At 64.7% G+C, this 20,409-nt stretch carries 27 protein-coding genes and 1 riboswitch; of the genes, 11 read left to right on the forward strand and 16 right to left on the reverse strand.

Going from position 1 to position 20,409, the window contains the following annotated elements; all coding sequences use genetic code 11:
* Positions 1 to 101: 101 nt before the first annotated feature.
* Positions 102 to 506, forward strand: coding sequence for a hotdog domain-containing protein (locus IVB50_RS31170; protein WP_018453507.1), 405 nt, complete (start codon positions 102 to 104; stop codon positions 504 to 506).
* A 99-nt stretch (positions 507 to 605) separates the two neighbouring features.
* On the opposite strand, the gene proC is transcribed toward IVB50_RS31170, so the two are convergent.
* Positions 606 to 1,433, reverse strand: coding sequence for a pyrroline-5-carboxylate reductase (proC, locus tag IVB50_RS31175; protein ID WP_018453508.1), 828 nt, complete (start codon positions 1,431 to 1,433; stop codon positions 606 to 608).
* A 193-nt stretch (positions 1,434 to 1,626) separates the two neighbouring features.
* The gene (locus IVB50_RS31180; RefSeq protein WP_018453509.1) at positions 1,627 to 2,127 is read right to left on the reverse strand and encodes a YbjN domain-containing protein; all 501 of its coding nucleotides are present in this window, start codon (positions 2,125 to 2,127) and stop codon (positions 1,627 to 1,629) included.
* Positions 2,128 to 2,538: 411 nt separating this feature from the next.
* Positions 2,539 to 2,696, forward strand: a riboswitch (FMN riboswitch).
* 76 nt (positions 2,697 to 2,772) lie between these two features.
* On the opposite strand from IVB50_RS31180, the gene IVB50_RS31185 reads away from it, so the two are divergent.
* Complete coding sequence (locus tag IVB50_RS31185; protein WP_026232546.1) at positions 2,773 to 3,336, forward strand: 6,7-dimethyl-8-ribityllumazine synthase; 564 nt, start codon at positions 2,773 to 2,775, stop codon at positions 3,334 to 3,336.
* Between the two features lie 75 nt (positions 3,337 to 3,411).
* Here the strand turns inward: IVB50_RS31185 and IVB50_RS31190 are convergent, their stop codons facing one another.
* From IVB50_RS31190 to IVB50_RS31225, 8 genes are all read right to left on the reverse strand, one after another.
* Positions 3,412 to 4,446 (reverse strand): ATP-grasp domain-containing protein, encoded by a 1,035-nt coding sequence (locus IVB50_RS31190; RefSeq protein ID WP_018453512.1) that lies wholly within the window; start codon positions 4,444 to 4,446, stop codon positions 3,412 to 3,414.
* A complete protein-coding gene (locus IVB50_RS31195; protein WP_018453513.1) occupies positions 4,443 to 5,471 on the reverse strand; it encodes a putative zinc-binding metallopeptidase in 1,029 nt (342 codons plus the stop codon). Before IVB50_RS31195 ends, IVB50_RS31190 begins: the two co-directional genes overlap by 4 nt.
* Before the next feature lie 239 nt (positions 5,472 to 5,710).
* Positions 5,711 to 6,664, reverse strand: coding sequence for a ribose-phosphate pyrophosphokinase (locus IVB50_RS31200; RefSeq protein WP_007614838.1), 954 nt, complete (start codon positions 6,662 to 6,664; stop codon positions 5,711 to 5,713).
* A gap of 193 nt (positions 6,665 to 6,857) precedes the next feature.
* Complete coding sequence (locus tag IVB50_RS31205; protein WP_018453515.1) at positions 6,858 to 7,466, reverse strand: hypothetical protein; 609 nt, start codon at positions 7,464 to 7,466, stop codon at positions 6,858 to 6,860.
* A 113-nt stretch (positions 7,467 to 7,579) separates the two neighbouring features.
* The gene (gene pgeF / locus IVB50_RS31210) at positions 7,580 to 8,347 is read right to left on the reverse strand and encodes a peptidoglycan editing factor PgeF (protein ID WP_018453516.1); all 768 of its coding nucleotides are present in this window, start codon (positions 8,345 to 8,347) and stop codon (positions 7,580 to 7,582) included.
* Positions 8,344 to 9,462 carry an SAM-dependent methyltransferase gene (locus tag IVB50_RS31215; protein WP_018453517.1) on the reverse strand — a complete coding sequence of 373 codons (1,119 nt, stop codon included), beginning with the start codon at positions 9,460 to 9,462 and terminating at the stop codon, positions 8,344 to 8,346. The genes pgeF and IVB50_RS31215 overlap by 4 nt, the downstream gene beginning before the upstream one ends.
* A 21-nt stretch (positions 9,463 to 9,483) precedes the next feature.
* On the reverse strand, positions 9,484 to 10,329 hold the full coding sequence (lgt, locus tag IVB50_RS31220; RefSeq protein ID WP_018453518.1) for a prolipoprotein diacylglyceryl transferase: 846 nt from the start codon (positions 10,327 to 10,329) through the stop codon (positions 9,484 to 9,486).
* An 8-nt stretch (positions 10,330 to 10,337) separates the two neighbouring features.
* Positions 10,338 to 11,075: a dienelactone hydrolase family protein gene (locus IVB50_RS31225; RefSeq protein WP_247299167.1), complete on the reverse strand. Its 738-nt coding sequence runs from the start codon at positions 11,073 to 11,075 to the stop codon at positions 10,338 to 10,340.
* A gap of 169 nt (positions 11,076 to 11,244) precedes the next feature.
* Here IVB50_RS31225 and IVB50_RS31230 point away from each other — a divergent pair, with 169 nt between their 5' ends.
* The 4 genes from IVB50_RS31230 (at position 11,245) to ychF (ending at position 14,166) form a co-directional block, all read left to right on the forward strand.
* Positions 11,245 to 11,496: an accessory factor UbiK family protein gene (locus tag IVB50_RS31230; RefSeq protein ID WP_007596812.1), complete on the forward strand. Its 252-nt coding sequence runs from the start codon at positions 11,245 to 11,247 to the stop codon at positions 11,494 to 11,496.
* Between the two features lie 183 nt (positions 11,497 to 11,679).
* Positions 11,680 to 12,399, forward strand: coding sequence for a 50S ribosomal protein L25/general stress protein Ctc (locus tag IVB50_RS31235; protein ID WP_018453521.1), 720 nt, complete (start codon positions 11,680 to 11,682; stop codon positions 12,397 to 12,399).
* 58 nt (positions 12,400 to 12,457) lie between these two features.
* Entirely contained in the window at positions 12,458 to 13,063 is a 606-nt protein-coding gene (gene pth / locus IVB50_RS31240) for an aminoacyl-tRNA hydrolase (protein ID WP_018453522.1), read from the forward strand.
* A gap of 5 nt (positions 13,064 to 13,068) precedes the next feature.
* Positions 13,069 to 14,166, forward strand: a complete 1,098-nt coding sequence (ychF, locus tag IVB50_RS31245; protein ID WP_026232547.1) for a redox-regulated ATPase YchF — start codon at positions 13,069 to 13,071, stop codon at positions 14,164 to 14,166.
* 29 nt (positions 14,167 to 14,195) lie between these two features.
* On the opposite strand, the gene IVB50_RS31250 is transcribed toward ychF, so the two are convergent.
* Positions 14,196 to 14,492: a DUF4282 domain-containing protein gene (locus IVB50_RS31250; RefSeq protein WP_018453524.1), complete on the reverse strand. Its 297-nt coding sequence runs from the start codon at positions 14,490 to 14,492 to the stop codon at positions 14,196 to 14,198.
* A 178-nt stretch (positions 14,493 to 14,670) separates the two neighbouring features.
* Here IVB50_RS31250 and IVB50_RS31255 point away from each other — a divergent pair, with 178 nt between their 5' ends.
* The 3 genes from IVB50_RS31255 to IVB50_RS31265 all read left to right on the forward strand — a co-directional run bounded on the left by IVB50_RS31255 (position 14,671) and on the right by IVB50_RS31265 (position 15,950).
* Positions 14,671 to 15,123 carry a MaoC family dehydratase gene (locus IVB50_RS31255; protein WP_018453525.1) on the forward strand — a complete coding sequence of 151 codons (453 nt, stop codon included), beginning with the start codon at positions 14,671 to 14,673 and terminating at the stop codon, positions 15,121 to 15,123.
* Complete coding sequence (locus IVB50_RS31260) at positions 15,123 to 15,605, forward strand: MaoC family dehydratase (RefSeq protein WP_018453526.1); 483 nt, start codon at positions 15,123 to 15,125, stop codon at positions 15,603 to 15,605. The genes IVB50_RS31255 and IVB50_RS31260 overlap by 1 nt, the downstream gene beginning before the upstream one ends.
* Before the next feature lie 198 nt (positions 15,606 to 15,803).
* Positions 15,804 to 15,950: a hypothetical protein gene (locus tag IVB50_RS31265; protein ID WP_007596790.1), complete on the forward strand. Its 147-nt coding sequence runs from the start codon at positions 15,804 to 15,806 to the stop codon at positions 15,948 to 15,950.
* Between the two features lie 28 nt (positions 15,951 to 15,978).
* Here the strand turns inward: IVB50_RS31265 and IVB50_RS31270 are convergent, their stop codons facing one another.
* From IVB50_RS31270 to IVB50_RS31290, 5 genes are all read right to left on the reverse strand, one after another.
* Complete coding sequence (locus IVB50_RS31270; protein ID WP_018453527.1) at positions 15,979 to 16,116, reverse strand: hypothetical protein; 138 nt, start codon at positions 16,114 to 16,116, stop codon at positions 15,979 to 15,981.
* Between the two features lie 280 nt (positions 16,117 to 16,396).
* Positions 16,397 to 16,819, reverse strand: a complete 423-nt coding sequence (locus IVB50_RS31275; protein ID WP_018453528.1) for a hypothetical protein — start codon at positions 16,817 to 16,819, stop codon at positions 16,397 to 16,399.
* Between the two features lie 240 nt (positions 16,820 to 17,059).
* Positions 17,060 to 17,977, reverse strand: a complete 918-nt coding sequence (locus tag IVB50_RS31280) for a hypothetical protein (protein WP_026232548.1) — start codon at positions 17,975 to 17,977, stop codon at positions 17,060 to 17,062.
* Positions 17,978 to 18,189: 212 nt separating this feature from the next.
* Positions 18,190 to 18,630: a nuclear transport factor 2 family protein gene (locus IVB50_RS31285; protein WP_018453530.1), complete on the reverse strand. Its 441-nt coding sequence runs from the start codon at positions 18,628 to 18,630 to the stop codon at positions 18,190 to 18,192.
* 217 nt (positions 18,631 to 18,847) lie between these two features.
* Positions 18,848 to 19,300 (reverse strand): nuclear transport factor 2 family protein, encoded by a 453-nt coding sequence (locus IVB50_RS31290; protein ID WP_247299169.1) that lies wholly within the window; start codon positions 19,298 to 19,300, stop codon positions 18,848 to 18,850.
* A 277-nt stretch (positions 19,301 to 19,577) separates the two neighbouring features.
* Between IVB50_RS31290 and IVB50_RS31295 the strand changes: the two genes are divergently transcribed.
* Positions 19,578 to 19,817: a hypothetical protein gene (locus IVB50_RS31295; protein ID WP_018453532.1), complete on the forward strand. Its 240-nt coding sequence runs from the start codon at positions 19,578 to 19,580 to the stop codon at positions 19,815 to 19,817.
* A gap of 120 nt (positions 19,818 to 19,937) precedes the next feature.
* Positions 19,938 to 20,255, forward strand: coding sequence for a hypothetical protein (locus tag IVB50_RS31300; protein WP_245288369.1), 318 nt, complete (start codon positions 19,938 to 19,940; stop codon positions 20,253 to 20,255).
* Positions 20,256 to 20,409: the final 154 nt, after the last annotated feature.

Genomic DNA, 20,409 nt, shown 5'->3' on the forward strand with positions numbered 1-20,409 from the left:
TCGTGGTTTAGACCGCGCATGACAATGTTGGGTCGGGGTAATGGGTCCTGGATCGGCGCTCCGCTTCGCTGCGCTTGTCCAGGACGACGGGGGGAGGCCCCATGGACGCACGCGACTTCATCAAGGTCGGCATGAGCGCCGAGCGCACGCTGGTGGTGCCGGTGGAGCGCACGGTCGGGCATTTCGTGCCCGGCATGCCGATGGTCTATGCGACGCCGATGATGATCCTGGAAATGGAGATGACGTCGGGCGATGCGATTCGTGCGGCGCTTCAGCCGGGCTGGGTCACCGTCGGCACCGAGGTCGATATCCGCCATCTTGCAGCAGCCCTCGTCGGTGCGACGGTGCGGACCACTGCGAAGGTTTTCGCGGTCGAGCGCCGCGTCATCCGCTTCGAGGTCGAGGCCTTCGAAGGCCCGCGAAAACTCGGCGAAGGGCGCCACGCGCGCGGGCTCGTCAATGTCGAGATGTTCAACAAGCGGCTAGCCGCAGGCTCGAAATCGTAGGGTGGGCAAAGGCGCGCAGCGCCGTGCCCACCATCTTTCCGCGATTGCATTCGAATGGGTGGGGCACGCTTCGCTTTGCCCACCCTACGGCACACTTTCTTACTTCGCCAATTCCTTCGACCGCTTCGTCGCCGCCGCGATGGCGCGGATCATCAGATCGCGCAGGCCGGGCTCGCCCATCAGCACGCCGAGTGCCGCGGCCGTGGTACCGCCGGGCGAGGTGACGTTCTGGCGCAGCGTGCCGGAGGCAAGCTCCGACTGGTGGAGAAGTTCACCCGAGCCGGCGACGGTTTCGCGCGCGAGTTTTGTCGCGAGCGCCTCGGGCAATCCCGCCTCGACACCGGCGCGCGCGAGTTCCTCGGCCAGCAAAAACACATAGGCCGGACCCGAGCCGGACACCGCAGTGACCGCGTCCATCAGGCTCTCATCGTTGACCCATTCGACCGAGCCGGTGGCGCGTAGCAGCGCATCGGCCACCGCGCGTTGCTGTGCGCTGACATTGTTCGCGGCGACAGCCACCGTGATGCCGCGACCGATCGCGGCCGGCGTGTTCGGCATCGCGCGCACCACCGCGCCGCCGCAGACCTCCTCGAGCGAGGCGATCGTGGTTCCCGCCATGATCGACACCACCGCGGTCTTGTCGGAGACGAATGGCTTCAGCTTGGCGCCGGCCTCGCGGAACATTTGCGGCTTCACCGCGACGACGAGCGTCTCGACCTGGCCTGCCGTCGTCACATCAGGATTGAGCGCAATCCCCTTGGCGGCAAGTGCGGTGATCTCGGCCGAGATGTGCGGATCGATCACCGCGACGCGGCGCGGATCGAGCCCGCCCGAAAGCCATCCGGTCAGCATCGCGCCGCCCATCTTGCCGGCACCGGCGAGCAGGATGGTGCCGGTGATGTTCTCGAGAGTGTTGTTGCTCGTCATAGCCGTTGCCACAAACTCAGTGTCGTCCCGGCGAAGGCCGGGACCCATAACCACAACTGGTTTTAATGGATGGAGGTGTTGGCAACAAGCAGCGTGCCACAAGCGAAATCACGCGGTATGGGTCCCGGCCTTCGCCGGGACGACGGCGAGCAGGGAGCGACGCCTTCCTCACGCGCTGGAGAGCTGAGTGCGCTTACGCCTCGCCCACCGTGTCGAACATGGCCGCGTCCATGGCTTCCGTCGTGGACTTGCCTGCCCACACCACGAACTGGAACGCCGGGAAATAGCGTTCGCAGGCGTGGATGGCGCCTGCGAGCATGGCTTCGCACTGGCCGGTGGAGGCGATGAGCCCGCCCGGCAGCACCAGGGCCTGCCGGTGCATGATCATGCCGGTGGTGGTCCACAGGTCGAAGTGCCCGACCCACAATTGCTCGTTGACCGCGGCCACGAGCCGCTGGACCTCCGGTCGCCGCGCAACCGGGATCTTCATGTCAAACGCGCAGGCCAGATGCAGCGCCTCGATCTCGCCCATCCAGGTGAAGGAGATCTGGTAGTCGGTCCATTGTCCCTTGGAGACAATCGTGAGTTCGTCTTCGCCGGAGCGTTCGAACGGCCAGTTGTTGCTGGCAGCGATATCCTCGACCACCGCGAGCGGATGGTTTTTGGAATCGATGGTGCCTTCGAGCAGGGACATGCCGTCTCGACCTCTTGCCTTTTTGTTGTCTTTGATACGCACGCGGTTGGTCCGGCGCGCGCTCCCTTAAATCTTGCTAAGGCGATCCATTCGGATCAGCGCGGGCTTGTCGCGGATCAACTGATGTGATTTGCGGAATCTGCGCAACTGGCTGCCGAGTCCGTCCACAAGTCAGGACTCGTTCGTCCACAGCTCATCTCCGCCACAATTATTAACGCCGGTGAGGCCGAACCGGATGGAGAAGAACAAACCGGAATCGGATTCGCCAAAGGCCTGCCAATCGCTAATTCCGTCGCGTGCCCCCTGGACCGCCATGGCGGCATGGGACCATGCGGTTTTCCCATGCGGAACCCGCTTGCCGCGGCCCCGAACCGGCGTCATATTCCGGTCAGGCCGTTCATCCCGGGCGGCCGATGTTCTCAGGGCGGGGTGAAAGTCCCCACCGGCGGTAAGGGCCGTAAGGCCTAAGCCCGCGAGCGCCTTCCTCAAAGCCTTGCTGAGGGGAAGGGTCAGCAGATTCGGTGCAACTCCGAAGCCGACGGTTAAAGTCCGGATGAAAGAGAACGGTCGGTGGCAGACGCATCGCAGGATGCGGCTGTTTGTCGTTCCGTGTGCCCTGATTCTGGTCCTTAACTGAGGAAAGCCATGAATCAGATGTTGCAAGATCCCCAAGCCGAAACGTCCCAACCAACTCAAACGCCACCGCCGGTTCCGCAAGATCCGGTGCCCGACCATCCGCGCTTCGCGAAACCGCAGCGGGTGGCCTTCGTGCAGGCCTGCTGGCACCGCGACGTGGTCGAGGAGGCCCGCATCGCCTTCGCGAAGGAGGCAGAAGCGCGCCACCTCAATCATGTCGACGTGTTCGAGGTGCCGGGCTCGTTCGAGATCCCGCTGCATGCGCAGATCCTGGCCAAGACACGACGCTACACCGCGATCGTCGCGGCCGGCCTCGTCGTCGACGGCGGCATCTACCGCCATGAGTTCGTCGCCGATACCGTGATCAAGGCGTTGATGGACGTGCAGCTGCGCACCGAGGTGCCCGTGTTCTCCGCGGTGCTGACGCCGCAGCAATTCCACGAGACCGAGGTGCACTACGATTTCTTCCGCAAGCATTTTGCCATCAAGGGCGTCGAAGTGGCAGCCGCCTGCGCGGAGACACTGCTCGGGCTCGAACGCCTGCGCGGCCAGGTCGCCGCGGGAATCGTGTAACGCAGCGCAACGACCATCCCTCATCCCGAGGGGCGCGAAACGCGTCTCGAAGGATGAGGGCGATCGCCGCCGTCATCACCCCAGTGACACCCCCGCTTTGGCGCGGCTGATCCCAAGCGTCAGGATGCGCTGCAGGAGAGCCGGATATTTCAGTCCGTCATGTAGAGCGGCCGTGGCGAACTCCTGGCTCTTGGCGATCTCGGGATTGGGATTGGCTTCGATGAAATATGGCGTGCCGTCGGCAGTGAGACGAAAATCGATGCGCGCATAGCCGTCGAGGCCGAGCACCCGGTAGATGCGTTTCGCGGCCCGCTGGATCCTGGCGGTCACTTCCGGCGCCAGATCCTTCGCAGGCCCGTCGACGATGCCGACCTTCTCCTGATAGTCGGTGTCGTGCTTGGCCTTCTCCGTGGCGATATGCCGTGACGAGCGGCCACCCATGCTGCCGAATTTCAGCTCCCAGACCGGCAGAACGCGCAAGCGATTGTTGCCGAGCACGCCGACGTAAAGCTCTCGCCCCTCGATGAACTGCTCGGCGATGGCGGCGGATTCGACCCGCTCGTGGATGAAGGCAACCCGCTCGGCCAGCTTCTCGTCGGTGTCGACGATGGAGGCTTGCGAGATGCCGAACGAGCCATCCATGTTCAGGCTCTTGACGATCAGCGGCAGCGCAAGGCGTGTCGGGCGTTTCACCTTGCGGCGCATCGGGAAGACCGCAAAGGCCGGCGCAGCGATCCGGCGGTGATGCACCAGCGTCTTGGACAAATCCTTGCCGCGGGCCAGGGTCAGGCCGCGCGGATTGCACCCGGTATAAGGGACCTTCATCAGCTCGAGATAGCTCGCGATGTGCTGGTCGAAGGCGACGTTGTTGTGGAATTCCTCCAGCAGCGTGAACACCACGTGCGGCTTGAACTCCTCGATCGCCTCGCGCACCGGCTTGATTTCCTCCTGCGCGCCGAGTGGTCGAACCTCGTGGCCGGCTGCGCGCAAGGTACTCACGACGTCGTATTCGGTTTTCCACGCGTTGATCTCCTGCACGGTGTGTCCGTCGCTGGAGTCCGGCGGCACGAAGTCCGGATGCATGAGCACCAGAATGCGCAGACGTCTCATAGCGCGATCCATTTTCGTTGAGACGGGCCAAACATCGTGTGCATCGTCTTGGCGGTCACGAGGACGATGAAGTCGAGAACGAGCTTCTGTTCGGGGCCGACGGCACGCAGATCGAGCTCGCGGCAGCGAGAGATCATCTCGTCGAGCACGGCATCGAGTGTAAGCTGATTCTCGCCCGTCCATCGCGCCACCAGCTGCCTGATATGGGCGCGGTGCCGCCGGATCAGGGCCGAAGCCGGCTTCGAGCGGTGATGCCGTGGATCGGCTGAAAACAGCCGGGACAGATCGCGGTCGTAGGTCTTGGGGGGCGTGAAGGCGTAGAACGCCTGCTTCTTCTTGTAGTGCTCTTCGAGCGTCTGGCTCAGCCGACCCAGCGTATCGACACGCTCCCGCGTCGTGATCAGCGGTCGCTTGCCCGCGATCTCGCCCATCAGTTCGTCGACATATTCGAGCTTCTTCAGCGCCGGCCAGCCGGCGTATCGTGTCCGCCAGTTCGAACGGGGCCGCAGCCACACCGCAAAGGTCTCGGCGAAATCCTCGTCCGGATGGCTCTGCGCGTACCAGAGCCGCAGATGCTGGACATAGCGCCGGCTGGCCGGATTGGGCCGGTAATAGCGCGGATAATGTTTCGACGACGGGCCGAACAGTTGCTGCCAGCGCCGGCGGCGCTGCAACTGGTAGCCGTGCTGTATGGCGTGGCCCGCTTCGTGACGGAGGATGGCCATGCATTCACGCCAGGTTCCGCCCTCGACGTCGAACATCATCTTCTTCTCGAGCTTCATCAGGCGGGGATGAGCGAGATAGAACGGAATGGCGATGCCGGGAACGCCGCCCGGACTGAACCATTCGCTCGACATCCAGGTGTGCGGCCGCAGCCGGATGCCGCGCTCCTGGAGCTCCTCGTACAGCGCGCTGACGCAATCCTCGAGCCAGGTGCCTTCGACCGTAACCCTCAGGCTGGAGAGGCGTTGCTTGAGCAACTCATCATCCGACAGCTTCTCCCAGGCAAATTTCCGGCGTGGCATCGGGCATCCAGAGGGCAGAGATGACTCGGGATTCGGATGATGTCATGGGCGCTCGTTGGCAACAACCCGGGGGGCGGCGGCGCGTGAGGCCGTAGGGGGCAAAGCGACTTGTCCGCCGGAACTCGACGAGCGAAGGCGGAAGCGTGCTCACCGTCTTCATGGCCACAAAAAAGGTGGGCACGGCGCTTTGCGCCTTTGCCCACCCTACGATTTTCCGCAAGCGGCCAGAGGCGAAAACCTCAGTCAAACAGGCTCGACACCGACTCTTCCGCCGCGGTGCGCGCGATCGCGTCGGAGATCAGGCTGGCGATCGGCAGCGTGCGGATGTTCGGGGCCTTGCTCACCGCATCCGTCGGCAGGATCGAGTCGGTGATCACCAGCTCCTTCAGCCTGGAGTTCGTGATCCGGGCCGCCGCGCCGCCGGAGAGCACGCCGTGGGTGATGTAGGCGTAGACGTCCTTGGCGCCCTTGGCGATCAGCGCGTCAGCGGCGTTCACCAGCGTGCCGCCGGAATCCACGATGTCGTCGATCAGGATGCAGGTGTAGCCGGCGACGTCGCCGATGACGTTCATGACCTCGGATTCACCCGCCCTCTCGCGGCGCTTGTCGACGATCGCGAGCGGGGTGTTGATGCGCTTGGCGAGGCCGCGTGCGCGCGCCACGCCGCCGACGTCGGGCGAGATCACCATTGTCCTGGAGAGGTCGAACTTGTCCTTGATGTCGCGCACCATCAGCGGCGCTGCGTAGAGATTGTCGGTCGGGATGTCGAAGAAGCCCTGGATCTGGCCGGCATGCAGGTCGAGCGTCATGACGCGGTCGACGCCAGCCTGGGTGATCAAATTGGCGACGAGTTTTGCCGAGATCGGCGTGCGCGAACCCGACTTGCGGTCCTGCCGGGCGTAGCCGAAATAGGGCAACACCGCGGTGATGCGGCGCGCCGAGGAGCGGCGCAGTGCGTCGGTGATGATCAGCAATTCCATCAGATGGTCGTTCGCCGGAAACGAGGTCGACTGGATGACGAAGGCATCCGAGCCCCGCACGTTCTCCTGGATCTCGACGAAGATCTCCATGTCGGCGAAGCGCCGTACCACCGCCTTGGTCAGCGGCAGGTCGAGACCTTGCGCGATGGCCTGAGCGAGAGCTGGATTGGAGTTGCCGGCGACGAGCTTGATGGAGCCGTTCTTGGCCGACATGGACGCTTCCTCCCGCGCTTTGCTGGACACGATGTTCAACATCAAACAATACCCACTGGAAGCACGGTTACGACGGGCGAGGAAATATCAGGCCGGGGGCTGCAATGGCAACCCGGGGCACTACGTTTTCCCTGCGAAATCCCGAGTCCGGCCAACGGTTTGGCCGGAAAACGGGGCCGTGGTTTCGCGGGGGTTAGCGCTCGGCATAGCCCAGCGCCGAGGCCGGCATGTCGGCCAATGGAGCCTCCGGGATCACGCTCGCCACGGCCGGCCCGCGCAAGCCGGGCGCCGAGTTCGGCGCATCCGGTGTACCGTTGATCATGTTGGAAAGTCCGCTGAATCCGGCCTGGGCGATCTTCCGCAGCACGAGGTCGTCGGCAGCGCCCCAAGGATCCCGGCCGCCCTTGGCCGCGGTCGGTTCCTCGCCGGAAAGGCGCAGCGCCCGCTGCTGGTTGGCGTCGTAGACGTCCCAGACCCAGGCGATCACGGTCTTGCCACGAACGATCTGGGCGGAGAGGTAGCTGCGCACGCGGTAGGCAGCCGTCCCCTCGCGGGAGACCACGGACAGGCTGCGCAGCTTGGATTCGCTGTCGAGCACGCCGACCATGCGGTCGAACACTTGCGGCGGCGGCCCGTCGATCGATTCGAACGCGACTGTCGCCCCCGAGCCGGCGCTCGGCGCCATCGCATAGGAGTTCGCGGCGCCACCGCCACCGGCACAGCCGCCAAGCGCGGCCGTCAGCAGCATGACCGCGAGCACGCGCGAACCCGCGCGGCGCAAGATGAATGACGCGTCCCTCATTATGGAGGGCAGCGATATCGTTAAAACGCATTAACGTCTAGGGCGGGGGCGCCACAGGCCACTATCATCGCGCGCAGGCATCGCCCCGGAATGACACGGGGTTGCCTTTGTGTTCACGCTTCGAGCGCGATCGCGTGAACGTGGCGGCCGTAATCCGGCTCCTTGCGATGTACCGAGCGGCGGTAGCTGAAGAAGCGTTCGTCGGCGTAGGTGTCCAGACCGAGATCGTCGATCATCAGGATGCCCGCGGCTTCCAGACGCTTGCGGATGAAGCCGGCGAGGTCGAACATCGCGTGTCCCTCGCGCACCGACGGGATGAAGAACATGGCGTTGTCTCCATCCGCCTCGATGAAGCGCGCCACGAACTCGTTGCCGACTTCATAACTGTCCTGGCGGATCAGCGGGCCGATCGCGGCGATGATGCGGCTCCGCGAGGCGCCGAGTTTTTCCATCGCCGAAATGGTCTGCTCCAGCACGCCGGTGAGCGCACCCTTCCAGCCGGCATGCGCGCCGCCGATCACGCCCGCATTGGGATCGACGAACAGCACCGGTCCGCAATCGGCGGTGGAGACGCCGAGCGCGATGCCGGGCACCTTCGTCACCAGCGCATCGCCCTTCGGCCGCGGCCCGCTCGGCCACCGAGCTTCGGCCACGAGCACGTCGGGCGAATGGATCTGGTGCAGGCTGAGAAAGCGTTCGGGTGCGACGCCGACATGCTCGGCCATGCGGCGGCGGTTCTCCGCAACAAGGGCCTGGTCGTCATTGGAGCCGAGCCCGCCGTTCAGCGCGGAATAGATGCCGCCCGAGACGCCGCCCTCGCGGGTGAAGAAGGCGTGGCGCAGGCCGGGCACCGCGGACAGCAGCGAGGAGGCAAGCGTCATGAATCGTCTCCGGCGCGTTCGAGATCGCTGAGTCCCGCAAGGCCCGTCAGCCGCGGCTCGGAGATGCCGAGCACCTTGAACATCGAACCCATGCCGCTGCGCCCGGTTTCGGTCAGGCGCTTGAGCGCGATCGAAATGTCGGTGGCGACGTCAGGCGCCGCCTTCTGCATCAAGGCGGCTGCACGGGTCTCGATGCCGACGCGTTTGAGGAAATCGCCCTGCGTCACCGGCCCGTGCACGCGGGCGCCGACGTCCTCCGCCCCGCGCGCGAGCGCCTGGAAGTCGACATGGGCTGTGACGTCGGCCTGGCCCGGCGCCTTCAGGGGATCGGTGAAGGTGTGGCGCGCGATCGCCTGGAAGGTGTCGCCGGCATCGCTGCGCAGATGACCGTAATCGATGATCAGCGCCGCGCCGTCCTGGTCGCGCACGCGGCTGGCGAGCTTCATGATCTCGGCATCGGGCCGCCATTCGAACACGGCCCCGACGGGCGCGGCGCGCACCAGAGGCGGCAGCAACACCTCGAAGCGCGGCGTCGGCTCGGCCGCCGCGCCGAATTGAAGTTTTCCGTTGGCGTCGACCTCGATCACGCGCTCGTGCCAGCCGTTCTCGTGTCGGACCATCTGGTGGATCGGCAGCACGTCGAAATATTCGTTGGCGAGGATGATGCTCGGTCCCTCGGGCACGTCGTCGATGCTGTCGTGCCAGGCGATGTTGCGCACGCCCGACAGCGTCGCACTCTGCCGCTCGCGGAGGACGGGATTGACCTCGACCATGTGGATGTGGAGCGCCTGGTAGAGCGGCGGCAGCACGCGGAGCGCGCGCAGGGCGTCGGCCATCATGGTGCCGCGGCCGGGGCCGAGCTCGATCAGCCGCAGGAATTGCGGCGAGCCCATCTGCTTCCACACCGAGGCGGTCCACAGGCCCAAGAGCTCGCCGAACATCTGGCTGACCTCCGGCGCAGTGGTGAAGTCGCCTTCTCGTCCCAACGGATCGCGCGAGACGTAGTAGCCATAGCGCGGATGCATCAGGCACAGTTCCATGTACCGCCAGACCGGCATGGGGCCCGAGGATTTGATCAGCGCCTTGATCTCGTCGAGTAACGGCTGGTCGGTCACGGCCTATCTTCTCAAAAGGAATTAACGAATAGCCCCTACGGGCTCGGGCGCACCGCGCCTCACTGCCAATACAATAAGTATGAGGCCTACAATAAGCATCGGGATCGACAACAGCATGCCCATGGTTAATCCGCCCCAGAGGAAGCCGAGCTGGACGTCCGGTTCGCGGAAATGCTCGCCGGCGATCCGGCTCAAACCATAGATCAGGATGAAGGCGCCGAGGATCATGCCCGGCCGTTTCAGGGCGCCGAAGCGGATCATGATCGCGAGGGCGGCAAACAGCAAAATGCCCTCCATGCCGGCCTCGTAGAGCTGGCTCGGATGGCGTGGCAGCTGGGTGGGATCATTGGGGAAGATCATCGCCCAGGGCAGCTCCGGGTCGGCGGCGCGGCCCCACAATTCGCCGTTGATGAAATTGGCGATGCGGCCGAGCAGCAGCCCGACCGGAGCGACGGCGGTGGTGATGTCGCCGAGCGACAGGATCGAGATGCGGTTGCGATAGGCGAACCACATCACCGCGACGACGCAGCCGAGGAAGCCGCCGTGGAAGGACATGCCGCCTTCCCACAGCCTGAAAATCGCGGCGGGATGGTCGATGAAGAAGGGCAGGTTGTAGAACAGCACATAACCGGTGCGGCCGCCGAGGATGATGCCGAGCGTGACCCACAGAATGAAGTCGTCGATCTGCACCAGCGACATCGGCGCCGGGCCGCCCCACAGCCGCTCCCTTTTCAGGAGCGAGCGCGCATAGAGCCAGCCGAACACGATGCCGCAGATATAGGCCAGGGCATACCAGCGGATCGCGAACGGGCCGATCTCGATCGCGATCGGCTTGAAGGCGGGAAAGTCGATGAGCAGAAGTTGCATCGCGCCTTCTATGTCTGGACGAGATTGCGGCGATAGAGCGCCAGCAGACGCTCCCAATGCCGCTCGGCGGCGTCGCGGTGATAGGCCGGACGCTTGGGGAAGGCGAAGCCGTGATGGGTGCCGGGATAGATCTCGACTTCGGCTTTGGCGCCGCTCATGCCCTGCTTCACCTTCTCGATGATCTCGGCGGGCGCGTAGATGTCGGTCTCGGCGCAGGCGAAGTAGAGTTCGGCCTTGGTCTTGGCTGCCGCCAGATGCGGGCTGTCGTCCTGGTCGGTTGCGAGCTGGGTGCCGTAGACCGAAGCGGCGGCCTTGACGCGATCGGGAAAATGCGTGGCGGCGTTGACGCCGTAGCGGCCGCTCATGCAGTAGCCGACTGTACCGATCAGTTTGGTGTTCGCGGCCGCCTGGCCCTCGGCATAGGTGAGCAACGCCCGCGTGTCGTCCATGATCATGGGGATCGTGAGCGATCCCATCAGCGCGAACATGCGCTTGCGTTCCGGGGCGTTCGGATCGGCCGGCAGCGCGCCGAGCTCCATCACGCCGGAGCGGTAATAGAGGTTCGGCAGCATCACGTAATAGCCCGATGTTGCGAGCCGGCGCGCCATGTCGCGCAGCTCTTCGCGGATCGCCGGCGCGTCCATGTAGAACAGGATGACCGGAAACGGCCCGCCGCGTTCGGGATGGCTGATGAAGGTTGCGGTGTGACCGTCCTTGGTGGGGATCGCGATCTGCTGATCGATCATCTCGAGCGCCTTTTGTGATTCTTCTTATGCAGGGACGTTGAATACGATTGCAAGGAAACCGGGGCATGACAAGGATACCGCCGATCGGCCCTTGAACCCGCCCAATCGGATTGCCATTGTCTCCCCGCGCGTTCGCGCAGAGTTCATCGAAAGCCGCCAGGAGACCGACATGACCCAGACCAACAACCGGTTTTTCGACGAGATCGGCCGCCTGATGAACGATGCCGCCGGCGCCGCGCAGGGCGTCAAGCGCGAGTTCGACACGGTGATGCGCACCCAAGCCGAAAAATTCCTGCGCGACATGGACCTGGTCAAGCGCGAGGAGTTTGAGGCGGTCAAGGATATGGCGCGCCTGGCGCGCGAGGAGAACGAGGCCCTGAAGGCGCGCATCGCGGCGCTGGAGGCCAAGCTCGGCGGGTAACTCCGCCGGCTCCTTCCGGGCGATCCGGTTCCTTCCGGCCGCCCATTCTCCTTGTTATTTCCGCGTCTTCCGGGTAAAAGCCCGCCACGTCCGCAGCCCCCGCACCCCTGGAGGCTTGCTGCGGCGTATGCCATGGGCCGCGTTGCGGCCCATTAACTTTTGCAAAAACAAGGACTTAACGTTATGGCGACCGTCAAGGAATTGAAGGCGACCGCACGTCCGAAGAGCGGCAAGGGGGCCGCCCGGGCTGAGCGTCGCGCCGGGAGAGTGCCCGGAGTGATCTACGGCAACAACCAGCCCCCGCTGACCATCTCGGTGGACGATCGCGAACTGCGCTCGCGCATCCTCGCCGGCCGGTTCCTGACCACGCTGGTCGACATCGACCTCGAAGGCAACAAGCACCGCGTGATTCCGCGCGACTACCACCTCGATCCGGTCAAGGACTTCCCGATCCACGTCGACTTCATGCGGCTCGGCGAAGGCGCCACCATCCGCATCAGCGTTCCCTTGCACGTGGTGAAGGCCGAAGGTTCGCCCGGCGTGAAGCGCGGCGGCGCCGTGAACATCGTTGCGCATGCGATCGAGCTCGAGTGCGGCGTGGAGAACATCCCGCAGTTCATCGAGGCCGACGTGGGTTCGCTCGAAATCGGCCACTCGCTGCATCTCTCCGACATCAAGCTGCCGGCCGGCGTGAAGGCGCTGACCTCCGAGGACGCGACCCTCGTCACCATCGTGCCGCCGTCCGGCTACGCCGAAGAGCTGAAGGCTGCTGCTGCTGCTCCTGCCGCGGGTGCTGCTGCTCCGGCGGCTGGTGCTGCTCCGGCTGCGGGTGCTGCTGCTCCGGCAGCGGCTGCCAAGGCCCCGGCTGCCAAGGCTCCCGCCGGCGGCGACAAGAAGAAGTAATCTCTCAAAGCTGGCGCGCGGTCCCTGATCGCGCGCCGAGCGAGGGGCGCGCCGCGTCATGCGACTGTTTGTTGGGCTCGGCAATCCCGGCCCGAAATTCGCACGTAACCGGCACAATGTCGGCTTCATGGCCGTCGACGAGATCGCGCGGCGTCATGGTTTCGCACCCTGGCGCCGCAGGTTTCAGGGCGAGACCTCGGAAGGCACGCTCGGCACCGAGCGCGTGATCCTGCTCAAGCCGATGACCTACATGAATGATTCCGGCCGCAGCGTTCAGGAAGCGGCAAGCTTCTTCAAGATCGCGCCGGGCGACGTCACCGTATTCCATGACGAACTCGAACTGCCGCCGGGCAAGGTGCGGGTGAAGATCGGCGGCGGCATCGCCGGCCACAACGGCCTGCGCTCGATCTCCGCCCATATCGGCAACGAGTACCGCCGGGTGCGGCTCGGCATCGGTCATCCCGGCGTCAAGGAATTGGTGCACGGCCATGTGCTGTCGGACTTCGCCAAAGCGGACAACGACTGGGTGGCGACGCTCTGCGACGCGGTGGCCGAGCACGCGGCATTGGTTGCCAAAGGCACGGACGCGACCTTCGCCAACAGGGTGCACCTCGCCATGCAGGCGAAGGGATTTTTGACCAAGGACGACAACGGCAAGGAATAACGCTCGTGGGATTTAAATGCGGGATCGTCGGGTTGCCCAATGTCGGCAAGTCGACCTTGTTCAACGCGCTGACCGAGACGGCCGCGGCGCAGGCGGCGAACTATCCGTTCTGCACGATCGAGCCGAATGTCGGCGAGGTCGCGGTGCCGGATCCGCGGCTCGATAAGCTCGCAGCGATCGCCAAGTCGGGCCAGATCATCCCGACCCGGCTGACCTTCGTTGACATCGCCGGCCTCGTGCGCGGCGCGTCCAAGGGTGAAGGCCTCGGCAACCAGTTCCTCGCCAACATCCGTGAGGTCGACGCCATCGCGCATGTCGTGCGCTGCTTCGAGGACTCCGACATTACCCATGTCGAAGGCAAGATCGCCCCGCTCGCCGATATCGAGACCATCGAGACCGAGCTGATGCTCGCCGATCTCGACAGCCTCGAGAAGCGCGTCGACAATTTGTCCAAGAAGGCCAAGGGCAACGACAAGGACGCCAAGGAGCAGCTCGACCTCGTCAATCGCACGCTGGTGCTGCTGCGCGAAGGCAAGCCCGCGCGCCTCGTCGAGCGCAAGGCGGAGGAGGAGCGCGCCTTCGGGATGCTCGGCCTGCTGTCGTCCAAGCCCGTGCTCTACGTCTGCAACGTCGAGGAAGGCTCGGCCGCATCAGGCAATTCGTTCTCGAAGGCGGTGCAGGACCAGGCTGCCAAGGAAGGCGCCATTGCGGTCGTCATCTCGGCAAAAATCGAATCCGAGATCGCCACCATTTCGCGCGACGAACGCGCCGACTTCCTGGAGACGCTGGGTCTCGAAGAGGCCGGCCTCGATCGCCTGATCCGCGCCGGCTACACGCTGCTCGACCTCATCACCTATTTCACGGTGGGCCCGAAGGAAGCGCGCGCCTGGACCATCTATCGCGGCACCAAGGCGCCGGGCGCGGCCGGCGTGATCCACACCGACTTCGAGAAGGGTTTTATCCGCGCCGAGACCATCGCGTATGAGGACTACGTCGCGCTGAACGGCGAAGCCGGCGCCCGCGATGCCGGCAAGCTCCGCCTCGAAGGCAAGGAATACGTCGTCGCCGACGGCGACGTGATGCATTTCAGGTTCAACACGTAAGACGCTGGAGTTCGTGCCCCGGAAGCGCCCTACCGCACCCCGCCGCCTTGATCCCTGATCGCGCCAAGATGCTCGTTGATGCGGAAGATGATCAGGATCAGCTCGGCGAGAATGCGCGAGAACACGATTCCGACGACGACGCTCGCGATCGACGACAGCAGCATCAGGAAGCCGCCGAACGGGCTGATCGCCATCATTGCGAGGCCGGAGAAGATGCCGGAGAGGCCGAACAGGCAGATCAGCGCGATCACCAGCCAGTAGAAGGTCTTGATGATCGTCGGCGTGATAAAGCGGTCCCATTGAAACAGGTCGCTGAATGAAAACATTGCTCTCCCCAGGGCAATTCAGGTGTTGTCGGGCCTTGCAAATGGATCGTGGCCCCTGCTCGATCCGACTCAAGACCGACGCCGGCGCGCCGAATGTAGCACGAGCCATGCGGGCCGGCGGGTTGAGATTGCCGCAAAGTGCGGCCACAATCTGTCGTTCCCTCAAACCTTTCCCAAGATGACCCTGACCTTCGAAGATTTCCCGCCCGGCCGGTTCGGAACATTCGGCCCGCGCCATGTCACGCGCGACGAGATCGTGGCCTTTGCCGCCGAGTTCGATCCGCAGCCGATGCACCTCGACGAGGACGCCGCCAGCAAAAGCATGCTGCGCGGCCTGTCCGGCTCGGGCTGGCATCTCTGTTCGCTGATGATGCGGATGATGGCCGACGGTTTCATCACCCGCGCCGCTTCGCTGGGATCTCCCGGCGTCGACGAAGTGCGGTGGCTGTCGCCGCTCAGACCCGGCGACGATCTCATGCTCGAAGTCGACGTCGTGGAGGCCCGCACCTCGAAGAGCCGCCCGGAGCTCGGCATCGTCAAATTCAAATGCACCGTGCGCAACGCCGGGGGTGATGCGCTGTGCGAGATGACGTCGCCGATCCTGATCAAGCGGCGCGAAGGGGCGGTCTGATGCCGTTTTTCGAGGAGATCGAGATTGGGCATCGCCGTGAGATCGGCGCCTATACGTTCACGGCCGAGTCGATCAAGACATTCGCCGCAAAGTTCGATCCGCAGCGTTTTCACCTCGACGAGGAGGAGGGCAAGAACTCCTTGTTTGGCGGGCTCGCGGCCTCGGGCTGGCACGTCGGGTCGGCCTGCATGAGCCTGCTTGTCGCCGACGGCCAGCGCCTGGCGCGGGAAGCCGCTTCGCGCGGCGAGGAGGTCGCGGTGTGGGGCCCGTCGCCGGGCTTTCGCGACCTGCGCTGGATCAGGCCGGTGCTCGCCGGCGACATCGTCACCTACGTCAACGTCGTCATCGACAAGCGCAGCTCCGCCTCGCGACCCGGTTGGGGCATCCTGACCGCGCGCACCACCGGCACCAACCAGCGCGGCGAGGACGTCTACGCCATCACCGCAACCGCCTTCGTGCCGATGCGTGTGAACGGCGGTTAGATTCGTTCCAGGATGAACGGCGAAAACAGCGCGCGAGTGTTGCCCCCGCGCTATGGACGCGATTCCGGGTGGCTGCCATAAGCCTGCGCAACATGGTTTTCCCGCGAAGCAATGCGCGGAACCATCGAGTTGCTAACCAATTATGAACCTGTCGCTGTCTATTTGAACGAACTGGGCAGAGTACAGGGGACGAGGACCATGGCAGACCGCGGCGCACTCAAGCTGGTCGGATTCATCTTTGCTACCGCGACGCTGGCCGTGATGCTGGTGGCCGGCATGGTGGTGAAGGGCTATGCCGACGGCGCCTACACCCTGGAAGCTTCGACCGTGGAAGCCGCCCGGTAAGATTTCGTTAACTCCGCGGCCTCCGCCCTCAGCGGCTATAGACGAACGCCAATGTCGCGATCGCAACCGCCAGCAAACCGACAAAACGCAGCATGATCGTGCCGAACTGGTTCGGCGCGGGCCGCAGCGGTATCGGGTCGGTGGTGTCGGGCCGAATGCTTTCCATGAAAAGTCCCCAGGCCCGGCCGCGATGGCAAGAGCGCTTGGCGTTAGTCGCCGGATGGATGCGGGAAGTTCAAACCCCTCCGCTGTTATGCCCCGCCAAAGCGGGGCATCCGGTACGCCGCGCGTCACAGTTCTAGCCTCGCTGCCTCTGGAATACTGGATCACCCGCTTTCGCGTGATGACACTTTTCGTGGGGCGCGTGCGCACCGTCACACACCCCACGAATCAAAACCGCCGCGCCCCTTTCGGAACGCGGCGGCTGGTGATGCGGGATGCAGCGATCAACTGTTGCGCAGGCCGTCGGCGGCGCGCTTCCACTGCGAGACGTTGTCGGCGATCATGCGGGTCGACTTCATCGCGGCCTGGCTGAGCTGGGCGTAGCCGGAGATCTCGCGCTGGACGCGCTGGCCTTCGGCGTGGAGCAGGTCGCGCAGGCTCTCGAGCTCGGAGATCAAATTCTCGATCTCGGCGAGGGAGGTGCCGGCGACGCGCTGGATCAGCGAGTTGACGTTGGTGACGGTGGCCTCCGCGCTCGGATCGAGCGGCGGCGCGTCCGCGGCGGTCGCTGCCGGACGGCGCAGATAGGCGATGTCGTTGCGGACGAAGTCACGGATGCCGGCTTCGACTTCCGTCACTGCGGCAAGGTTGGTGTCGATGGTCTCGGTCTCGGTGGCTTCGGTCTTTTCCGGACGCATGGCGTTCATCGTTATTCCCCTGTTCGCGTTGAGCGCAGCGCGAGTGTCCCCCGCACGACGACGTCGGTCTGGGACTAGGGCGCCGGATTTTGGCCGCAACTTGGCCGAGGTGCGGCAAGGGCGGTCCATTCGGGGGCTTTGCCGTGGCGTATGGTTACCGGAGTCTGAACGCGGCCGCCGCGCCGAAGTGAATGCGCGGCCGGTCGGTGCTCGACTCCCTCGCCCCGCAGGGGGGAGAGGCGAAAACAGCTACCAGCTCTTCTTGAAACCCGCCGTCAGGCTCTTGTTGATCGCCCCTTGCGAGGTTTCGCCGACGGAACCGGAGACGGTGACGTTGTCGAACAGCTTCTGTTCCGCGCCGACCTTGCGCAGCCATTTGTCGTCCGTGGTCGACAGCGACTGGCCCGCGGTGATGCTGGTGCCGGTATCGGTGAGAGTGACCTTGGCCGACTGCTCGGTCTCGTAATTGCGCGTGACGTGACCGCCGACGCCGGGGAGCGCCGTGGTGCCCTGCTGGTTGACGCTGTAGCCGTTCTGCAGCGTCAGCGACGTGTCGCCCGACAGCGGCACCGACTTGATCAGCGAGGCCCCGAGCTTGCTCTGCTCCGCGCCGGGATCGACGCGAGCCTCCACCGCGGTCTTGTCCCAGATCGCGCCGGCGCCCGGCGCGGTCGCGGCCGCCCAGGCGCTGCCGGACGATTGAGGCACGCTGCCGCCATTGCTGGCCTTCTGTGCCAGCAGCTCGGACATCGTCCGCGGCTCGCTCGTCACCGTCATGTCGGCGCCGATGCGGGCGTCCCAGAATGAGGATACCGACTGCTTCACCGTCACCGCCGAGGAGCCGTTGGCGTTGGCGTTCGTCGCCCAGTTCAGCCCGTCCTTGGCGGCGGCCTGCGCGCGCTTCTTGGCGGCGATGATGTCGTTGAGCGTGCCGGCGTCGATCGCGAGCTGGCCCCAGTCGAGCTTGTCAACGTCGATGCCGCTCAGCACGTCGGGGTCGTTGACGTCGGGGGCCTCCGCCGCTTCGGCGTCGTCGTCGGGCGCTGCGGCCGGGCCGGGGGAGAAGGGCGGAATGATCTGCGCCGAAACCGTCAGCACCGATCCCAAGATCAAAGCGGCCGCCAGCATCGGCAGCCTGGTCCAGCCAAACCCTGTCGCGAATTCCATCGTCCTGCCCGTCAGCCCAGTTCCCGCCGAGGATGCGGAACCATCATTGCGAAATTGTGGCGGTTCCATCAGACGCGAACCAACGGGCCGCGCGAAAGGCGCGCGCCCGATGACGAGCTTCTCCACGATTGCATCGGCGGGGCTGGAGGCCAGGACGCGTCGTGGGGTGCTCAGCCATCGGTCCCGAAGTGCGGGGCCCGTTGGTGTTCCGTTCAGCCGACGCTGGTCATCTTCGGCAGATGAATGGCGCGGCCAAGTGCCTGCTCGACCAGATCAAACGTGTCGATCAGCACGCGCATGCTGGTGAGCTTGCCCGCCCTGAACTGGGCAAACTGCGCCACCCGCAAGCTGATCGGCTTGCTGGAATCCAGTGCGGTCAGCGAATAGCGCAGCATCGAGGCGGCGGAATCGACACCGAGCATGATGCTCTCGCGGTCGAAGCGGCGGACCTGGAAATTGTCGGCGAATTGGCGGATGACGTCGAGCACGGCGTCCTTGCCCTGGCGCGCGCCGAGGAACGGAAACATGTCGATCGGCCCATAGAGCGCCCACTCGACGTCCTCGTCGATCAGGGCCTCGATGTCCTCGAAATGCCGGTCGTTGATCGCGCGGTGCAACGCACGCGAGAAACGCCAGAGGCTGTGCTCTGTCATCTTGGGCAGTCCTGAAGCTGGCTTGCGAAAAAGCAAAAAACAACCCCAAGCGCACAGGAAAGATGCCGCGGGGTCGCTCAACTCATTTGTATACGAACAAAATACGTCAATTCGGCCAAAACGCAATTCACGTTTTCGCAATGCACAATTGATTCCGGCGTGTGAGATTTACAATAGAACCCCGTATTTTCCCGGTCCGGGCCGGTTTGGGAGAGAGCTAGCCCCCGTCCACCCGCTCGCCCACGATCAGGGGGCCGATCTCACGTTCCAGCACCTGCTGCACCAGGTCGTAGGAATCGATGATCTCGCGGATCTGCGCCACCTTGCCGCGGCGAAAAGTGTAGAAGACGGCCATGTCGACCTGAATGATGCGGTCGTTGCTGCGCTTCCTGAAGAACACGCGCAGATAGGCCGCGACCGTGTCCCCCTCGGCGACGATCTGCGGCACCTCGTAGCGGATCTCGGCGTATCGCTCCTGCACGGTGCGCCAGAATTCGCCGAGCTCCTGCTTGCCGTGGCAGGGGCCCATGTGCGGCAGCACATCGATCGGCGCGTGGGTGAGGAAGTCGACGTCGTCGGTGCAGCACGACAGCGCGGCAGCGAGATCGCTGCGCGAGATGGCGTCGAGCAGATGCAGCACGCGCTGGCGATTGAGCTTCTCGACCGTCATTCCGCCCGCCCTCATCGGCCGTGTGGAGTTCGCGCAAGGCTAACGCGCTGCCTCGGACACCGGCAATCCGCAAACCACAGGGGATATTGCTGACGTATGACGCGCCAGCGTAATGCCAGGTTCATGACTGCAATTTATGGTTGAGCAAGCGCGAGCCTTCACGAATTCGTGCAGGCGTTCGGCTGCATGGTCTAGCGAAGCATCGCGTGCGCGCGCGGGAACCGGGACGGGCCCGTGCCTGTTGAGAGTGCGACACCGCATCCGGAGACATTGATCCATGAAATCCCTCGCCGCCATCGCCGTACTTCTCATCTGTGGCGCGACGTCCGCCGCCAACGCCAAGGGCTGCATCAAGGGCGCCGTCGTCGGCGGCGTCGCCGGCCACTATGCTGGCCATCACGGCGTCCTCGGCGCCGCCGCCGGCTGCCTCTACGGCCGCCACCATGCCAAGGAACAGCAAGAGCAGGAGAGACAGCGGCAACAGCAGAGCCAGGTGAACGGGCAGGGCAAGCTGTAACCCCTGGTCATTCGGGGGGCGCGCGCCTTGTTCCCGCAGAGGAAATGGGCGTGACGCATCTCACATCAGGTCCCCCTGATGGCGGCTGGATTCATCCGCATGTCCTCAGGGAGACGTGCCATGGCCGCCATCGCCAGAGTCAGAAAGTCCAGCCTGCATAACGCGCTCGAAGGCCTCGCGCTGACCGCGACGCTGCAGAGCTTCCCGACCTTCGCCGCCGCCGCATTCCTGCTCAAGCTGGTCGGCAATCACGACCTGGTCGGCGATCCCGGCGTCGCCATCTTCGTCGCCATCGCCTCGCTCGCCCATGCGCTGCTTGCGGTGAGCTTCCCGCATTTGTTCAAGACCGTCTACGAACCGAAGTTCTTCGAGGCCCATCTGTCGCTCGCCGACAAGATCACGGCATGGCGCACCCAGCGGTCGCCTCGCTGCAACTGATGACCACCGTGCTGCTGCTGTCGGTGATGGCGGTGGTGACGGCGAGCCTGGGGTGAGTTCGCGTTCTCATGATTCTCCGACGCTGCCATGAACAACCATGGGCGGCGCCGGCGCTCCGCGCCCCCTTACCTCTTCTTCCACCCACCCCTATGCC

It is taken from the genome of Bradyrhizobium sp. 87 (assembly GCF_023073015.1).
In the GTDB taxonomy this organism is placed as follows: Bacteria; Pseudomonadota; Alphaproteobacteria; order Rhizobiales; family Xanthobacteraceae; genus Bradyrhizobium; species Bradyrhizobium canariense_D.